Source organism: Streptomyces sp. CO7 (assembly GCF_053474865.1).
The window spans coordinates 23,184-30,009 of record NZ_JBRIOU010000004.1 but is presented as its reverse complement, the minus strand read 5'-3'; the positions used below and the strand labels follow the sequence as shown (position 1 = coordinate 30,009).

At 69.9% G+C, this 6,826-nt stretch carries 6 protein-coding genes; 3 read left to right on the top strand and 3 right to left on the bottom strand.

The window, feature by feature from the left end; genetic code table 11:
• The 3 genes from ACOV8S_RS12810 to ACOV8S_RS12800 all read right to left on the bottom strand — a co-directional run.
• Positions 1-245 (bottom strand): hypothetical protein (locus tag ACOV8S_RS12810; protein ID WP_448317955.1); only part of this gene is annotated, 245 nt, incomplete at its 3' end.
• Positions 246-445: 200 nt separating this feature from the next.
• Entirely contained in the window at positions 446-2,500 is a 2,055-nt protein-coding gene (locus tag ACOV8S_RS12805) for a hypothetical protein (RefSeq protein WP_448317954.1), read from the bottom strand.
• Between the two features lie 36 nt (positions 2,501-2,536).
• Entirely contained in the window at positions 2,537-2,881 is a 345-nt protein-coding gene (locus tag ACOV8S_RS12800; RefSeq protein ID WP_448317953.1) for a hypothetical protein, read from the bottom strand.
• A gap of 475 nt (positions 2,882-3,356) precedes the next feature.
• Here ACOV8S_RS12800 and ACOV8S_RS12795 point away from each other — a divergent pair, with 475 nt between their 5' ends.
• From ACOV8S_RS12795 to ACOV8S_RS12785, 3 genes are all read left to right on the top strand, one after another.
• Positions 3,357-3,779 carry a hypothetical protein gene (locus ACOV8S_RS12795; protein ID WP_448317952.1) on the top strand — a complete coding sequence of 141 codons (423 nt, stop codon included), beginning with the start codon at positions 3,357-3,359 and terminating at the stop codon, positions 3,777-3,779.
• Positions 3,779-5,638, top strand: coding sequence for a hypothetical protein (locus ACOV8S_RS12790; RefSeq protein ID WP_448317951.1), 1,860 nt, complete (start codon positions 3,779-3,781; stop codon positions 5,636-5,638). Before ACOV8S_RS12795 ends, ACOV8S_RS12790 begins: the two co-directional genes overlap by 1 nt.
• Positions 5,639-5,785: 147 nt before the next feature.
• Positions 5,786-6,826, top strand: a 1,041-nt coding sequence (locus tag ACOV8S_RS12785; RefSeq protein ID WP_448318840.1) for a S8 family serine peptidase, incomplete at its 3' end; no start/stop codon positions are given.

The window sequence follows — 6,826 nt, the reverse complement described above, 5'->3', positions numbered from 1 at the left end:
GTGACGGGGCTGCCGGTCATCTTGAGCGCCAGCAGGAAACTGTCGGCGCCTCCGGAGTCGCGGCAGGACGCGACGGCGATGGCCCCGTCGTTGGCGACAATTGCCTGCTCGCCGATGCCCTTGGCGGGGTGTGGGTCGAAGAGGCCGATGGTTGGGCCGCTGCGGGCAAGTTTCATCAGGTCCGGCTTCCCACCTCCGGCGGAGAACCAGAGCTGGAGGACTTCCTTCTTGTCGACGTAGATCACGCACCACGAGGCCGATGAAGGTTCACGGAAGCTGGCGCTGGTCCACTCCCGTACGGTTCCGTCGCCGAGAAGGGGGGCAGAGAGCCGAGGGCTGATCGGCGTCCGGCACAGTGACCGGGGCGTCTGCGGGTCTTCGCCGCAGGCGCTCAGTGTCAGGAGAGAGATGCCACAGAGGGCTGCCACCATTCGCATCCGCATGGTTATCGCTGCACCCCCGTGATGCCACGACCGTGGTCCATCCCATTCTGGGCCGTCAGGTTGACCTGGTCCCGCAACTCGTCGGGCGGTGGGGCCTCCGGATCCGCACCGTGAACGGCCCACCACGCCTTCGTCAACGCCTGCAGTTGCTGTTCCCGCGCCCGATAGGCGACCTCGCGGCCTTCCCCGAGCGTTGCGTCGAAGCGTGTCTGCTCGTCCTCCACCCAGCTGTCGGTCAACGCGGCGAGACCTGCCTGCAGATCCGAGCCCACGACCGGAACGTGCGCGGCCACGCCATTGGCGACGGCCGCCCACCCCGGCGGCTCCGGCGGCTGCGACTCCAGCTGGACCGCCTGCGCGCGGACCTCCTCCATGAACCCGACCGTCCGCGCCGCCTGGACCAGCGAATCCTTCGGATACGTCTGGTCCGGCCGGTGGATGCCCTCCACCATCGGGGTGTTCAGCCCCACGTTGAGCGCCGCGTAGCCCTGCGGGTCCCTCGACACCTGCTTCGCGACCTCGAACAGGTCCGGCTGCGAGACCGGGGTCCCGTCGATGTCGAACCCGGAGGCCACCTGGTGCACCGTCGCCCCGTGGTTGGCCATGATCCGCCCCATCACCTCGCGCAGCGGCTCGGGGAACCGGTCCTCCATCCCGGCAAGGTGCCGCACCGACCGCTGGAACACCTCGTGGTTCGCCGCCGTGTGCTCCACGAATCCGGCTCCTGGCGACTCGGGGGAGATCCCGGTGGCCGCCGCCTCCAGCGCCGCGGCGAAGCCCGCGTGGGCGTCCGCGTCGAGCGTGTCCGCGCTGTGCTCCAGGCGGGGGGCGCCCGGTGACTCGAGGGCCGTGGTGTACCAGTTCCGGTCGGCGGTCAGGTACTTCATCCGGTCCTCGTCCCGCAGGTACGCGGCCGCTCCCTCCGGGTCCCGGCTCATCAGGCCGAGCACGCCGTCCAGCGGGTCGTTGGCGAACCAGCCGTCCTTCCCGGTGATCGGGCCCTTGATGTGCCACAGGTCGGCCGTCTTCCGCTCCGCGTCGATCAGGTCGTCGCCCAGGTCGGCGAGGTACGGGGACCCGAAGTCCCCGCCCTGCCCCATCAGGCTCACCAGCGACTGGTAGCCACGCTCCTTGGCCAGATGTTCCGCCGCGATCCGCGAGCCGTGCTGCTCCAGACCGGCCTCGCGCATGTCGGACCGCCACTGCTCGTACCAGGGCGAGTCCGTGTCACGGGTCGCGGTCGCGAGCGTCCGGGAGAGCCCGGAGGTGATCTCCGCCATCCCGCGTGCCTGGTCGTCGCCGCCGGGTGCGTGGGCCGCGCCGTTGGCCTGACTCGCGACGGCGAGCATGCCCTCCGCCCCCAGTCCGCCGAGGAAGGTCCGGGCGAAGCGCGGGTCGTGCTGGTTGTCCCGGAACAGCCGCCGCAGTTCGTCGGTCTCCGCCGGGCTCAGCTTCTCGCCCTCGGCCATGCGTCGCGCCAGCTCACTGCCGGCGCGGGCCTCGTACACCTCGACGTCGTGCACCGCGTGCGCGTTGAAGCCGCCCGCCGTGCCGTCGCCCAGCCGTCCGTCGCCCGTCACCGCACGGAGGGCGATCGCGACGCCCCGGTCGGCGTCGTCCACCGCCCTGACCGCGTTGTCGATCCTCTGCTGCCAGCCGTCGACCGACCCGCACGTCTCACCGGGCTTCGGCGGCTCGGCCGTCCTCGCGGCCACCGTCACGACGCCCCGCTCGGAGACCCGCAGTCCGGCCGCCTCCGCCTCCGTGCGGACCGCCTCCAGCCGCTTGTGGAGCGTCGCGAACTGGGTGTACGCGTCCTGCAGCAGCGACGCCACCGCCAGGGCTTCCTTGCGGGCCGCCCGGTACTCGGCCAGCGTGACGTCGAAGCCCGACCCGGCAGCCCCCGCCGCGACTCCCGTCCACTGCCCGGGCTGTCCGGAGGCCGCCGCGACGGCGTGCACCTCGCGCAGGTAGTCCTCCTCCTGCGCGACGAACTCCCCGGCCATCTCCTCCCACTGCTCGGCGGCGGTCATGAGGGCGAGAAGCTCGGTGGTCATGATCTCGTGGTACGTCGGCACCCTGAGCCGTCCTCCCTAGAAGGAGTCGAGCGGTGAGACCAGGCGCAGCCCGTTCCCGATCGCGCGATCCGTGCCGGTGTACAGACGCGCCGTGCCGCGCAGCGCGGTCTTCTCCGCGCCGAGGCGGTGCATCAGCTTCGTCACCTGTTCGTTCCAGGTCCTGTGGGCGTCGCGCAGCGCCTTGCCGCTGGCCCACCCGTCCCCGTCCGCGGCGGCCAGCGCCTTCACCGCCCGCTCGGTGCCGGACTCCGCCGTACGGCCGGCCGCGCGGGTCCCCGGCTCCAGGCGCACCTCCAGCGCCCGGGCCGCCGCCTTCTTCCTGACCGGGGACGCCACCAGGTCCGGCTGCGTCCCTGGCACGGCCCCGACCTCCACCGACTCCTCCGCCGCCACCTATGTGCCCCTTCGTCAACTTCTGTGCTTTTTGCGTGATGACTTCGTGACGGAAGGTAGCAGTGAGCGGGGTCGTCGACATCGCAGCGTGACCGACGGTCCGTGTGCCCCCGGGCCTCGCACCCGCACATCCGGCCCCTTGGTGATCAACGTGCTGAACTGCACGTTCACTCGCAGGTGTTGCACATCACGGTGACCGGGTATGCCGGAACATCGGGGCCGCTGTGCGGACTTGAGCCTCGTGGTGTAGACGTAGAAGCCCGCTGCCGCACGGGGCCTCGGCTCGCCGTTCATGATCGCAAGCTGTATCAAGGCCGTTGCAGAAGGCAGTTGGGAGAGTCACGCGAAGTGACTACAGTGGTCTTGTTGCGACATGAACGCATCACGGGTCGGCAGCGAAGGCCCCTGAAGCGGGCGACAACAACGGGGAGATGACACGATCGTGCTGGATGATGGCGCGGGTGGCGCTTACCTCAGGCGGGGAGTCGAAGCGCTCAGCTCGTTCAAGAAGAAGGTCGACGCGGTCCTCGACACCTTGGACGCGTCACCGGCCAACGCCAGTCAGGTGGAGAGCCTGACGCTGACCCGCGAGTCGCTCGCCGGCGGCTCCGGCTTCGGCGAGGCCGTCGGTCTCTACGCCCAGTACGCCCAGGCGCATGCGCGCATCTCGACGCTGTCCAGGACGCTCGGCCTGCAGATAGAGGCCCTTCAGATCGCCGTGCACGGTGCGGACATCGGGTTCGACAACCTCGAGGAAGACGCGCGGCGGCGGTTCCAGGAGATTCAGATCGACCTCGACCGTGAGCAGGAGCGCGAGCAGGCGCTCGGCAGGAGCACCAAGCGCCAGGCAGAGGCGGGATTCTGATGGGTGGCCACGACGACAAGTACTACGACGAGCAGATCAAGGACGACCTCGAAGAGGTCCAGGGGAACGCCCAGGTCATCGACCTGGTCAACACGCTGGAGCGCGTGTTCGGCGCCATTCTGCCCGGTGGTGGCGGGCGGGTCTTCGGCCGGACGAACTTCGAGGGTCACCGCCTCAACGACATGATCGACATGGTGGAGCCCGCCAACCCCGAGCAGGTCGAGGAGGTCGGCTCCGCGCTGCTCAAGGCGAGCACGGCCATCGACGAGGCGGCGGAACAGCTTCGGGTCGACATCGCCAAGGTCGACTGGGAGGGCGAGTCGGCCGAGGCGTTCGAGACCTGGAGCACCAACCTCGTCACCAAGGCCAAGGCGCTGGCGACCTACTCGGACACGGTGGGCCAGCAGATCACCCTGGCCGGCTCCGGCCTCGCCTCTGTTCGCAAGTCGATGCCGCCGCGTGACACCCGGGTAGACCCGAAGTCGGTCTCGGAGATCCCCTCGCCCGCGCGTGTGGACAGCAACGAGGAGTACGCCGCCGCGGTCAAGGCGGAGCAGCATCGGCAGGAGGCGATCAACCAGATGATCCGCCTGTCGTCGTTCTACGCGGTCTCGGAGGAGGCGCTGGCCGGCCAGGAGCCGCCTACGTTCGATCCGATGCCGAATGTGGCGGTGCCTGCACCTCAGCCCGCCGGGTGGCAAGGCGGAGAAGGGCGCGGCCAGTCAGACCGAGTTGGTTATGCCGGTGACCCGACGGTTTCCGGGGGCCGGGGCTCTGCTGCCGATACCGTGCCCGCAACCGGACGCGTCGACGGCTCTGCCGCAGGGGAAGCGCCTCAGGTGCAGCCCGTCGGCAGCGGATCCATGCAGATCGACAGTGTCGCCACGGCGACACCTCCCCAGGAGACAACCAGGCCGATCAGTCCTTCCCCGGCGACTGGTCCTGCTGCCACCGGCACCCCTGTGCCGCCGACCCCCGGAAACGTGGGTCCTATCACTGCCGTTGGTCGCGGTGGCGGTCCCCACGCACGTCAGATGCCGATTTCCGCCCAGGGGCAGGCTCCCCGTGGCGTGACCGGTGCAGGGAGCAAGGGACCCGGGCCGGCGGCCGGACGCAGCCCCATGCAGCCCATGGGCCCGACGGGGCAGCAGGCCACCGGCCGCGCAGGTGGAAGCGGTGCTCGCGGGCCCATGGGCCCGACGGGTCAGCAGGCTACGGGCCGGGCAGGTGGAAGCGGTGCTCGCGGGCCTGTGGGGCCGACGGGTCAGCAGGCCACCGGGCGTGCAGGGGCTCGAGGCGCAGTGGGCCCTGCGGGCCAGCAGGCGGCTACGGGCCGGGCAGGTGGAAGCGGTGCGCGTGGGCCTGTGGGGCCGATGGGGCAGCAGACGGCCGCGGGTCGTGCGGGCGGCACCGCTGCTCGTGGTCCTGTGGGGCCGATGGGCCAAACGCAACCCGTCACCGGTCGACAGGCGAACGGTCGGAATGTCAGCCGCGTGACCGGTGCCACGCCCGCCCCTCACGGCGTTGCCGGCGGAGTCCCGCGGGCCAGCGCGCCCATCGGTGGTCAAGGATCCGGGCGTCCGGTGCAGAGCGGCGCGGCAGCGACCGGCGGGGTGGTGGGCGGACGGCCCACCGGGATCACGCCGAACGGTCCCAACGGCACCCGCGTGCCACGCGGCACGGTGATCGGCGGTTCCGACGGGGTCACCCGGGGAACGGGCGAGCAGCCCGGGCGCCGAGGAGTGGTCGGTGCCTCCGGCACCCCGACCGCCGGCGCGGCAAGGCCGGTGCAGCGCCCCAACACCGTGCCCGGCGGGGTGGTCGGCGCGCCGAGCGGGACGAGCTCCCGGCAACCGTGACAAGAAGCGATCGACCGATGCCGAGCGGCGCAATACGCCGCCCACCAACGGCTGACGAACAGAGCGAGGACAGGCAAGGACATGGCGCCAGTCATCAGTAGACCCGGTAGAACGGTCGTCCACAGCGGTCGTCGCACGAACAGGCGACTGTCCGCCGTCGGGGCGGCGCTTGGCGCGCTCGCCATGCTGACGGTGGGCGCCGTCCCGTCGGCCTCGGCGGCAGATGCGTCAGAGGGCTGGCACCTCACCGCCATGAAGGCCCGCGAGATGTGGAAAACCAGCACCGGCGAAGGCGTGACTGTCGCCGTTATCGACTCCGGCGTCAATCCCGGAACACCCGCCCTGAAGGGGCAGGTGATCGAGGATGCCATTTCCGGTCCCGTCGGGTACGGCGCGACCGAAGATCCGGTAGGTCATGGCACCAACATGGCTGAGGCCATCGCGGGGACCGGCGCGGGTGGTGGGGTAAGAGGGCTGGCACCTGATGCGAAGATCTTGCCCATTCGCATCGCCATGAAGGGGATGAGCGATGCCGATGGGAAAAAGGCCCCCAGTGTCGACAAGGCCATCAGGGCAGCAGCTGATTCCGATGCAAAGATCATCAACATGTCCTTCGGTAATTCCTACATCATCGATAAGGATGCTGCTGCCGTCAGATATGCCTACTCCAAGGGAAAGCTTCTGTTCGCCAGCGTAGGTAACGAGGCTGGGAAGAGCTCAATGGGGGGCAAGTACATCGGATACCCCGCCGGGTACCCCTACGTGGTGGGTGTGGCTGCAGCCGACAAGACCGGCACGGTGGGTGAATTCTCCGAAAAGGGCGTCGATGTCGACCTCGCTGCTCCTGGTCTCAACCTCCCCGGCTGGTGCGACGCGACGTTCACCCGGTACTGCACCGAAGAGGGCACGAGTTTCGCCGCCGCTGTCACCTCCGCATCCGCCGCGCTGATCTGGTCCGCCCACCCCGACTGGACCAACAACCAGGTGCTGAACGCCCTGCTGGACACCGCCGGCCGCGACTGGCCGCGGGACAAGCCGAGCGTCTACCTCGGCTACGGCCTGGTCCGCCCCCGCATGGTCTTGGCGGATCCGAAGTTCGACCCGGGGGCCCCTGAGGTGGACCCGCTGCTGAAGGAGCACGAGGCCATGTTCAAGGCCCTCGAGGTCTTCCAGCCCATCCCCTCGCCC

Excerpts from the sequence above, each read along its gene's own strand:
- ACOV8S_RS12805 (WP_448317954.1), bottom strand. The coding sequence starts at position 2,500 with ATGACCACCGAGCTTCTCGCCCTCATGACCGCCGCCGAGCAGTGGGAG.
- ACOV8S_RS12790 (WP_448317951.1), top strand. The coding sequence starts at position 3,779 with ATGGGTGGCCACGACGACAAGTACTACGACGAGCAGATCAAGGACGAC.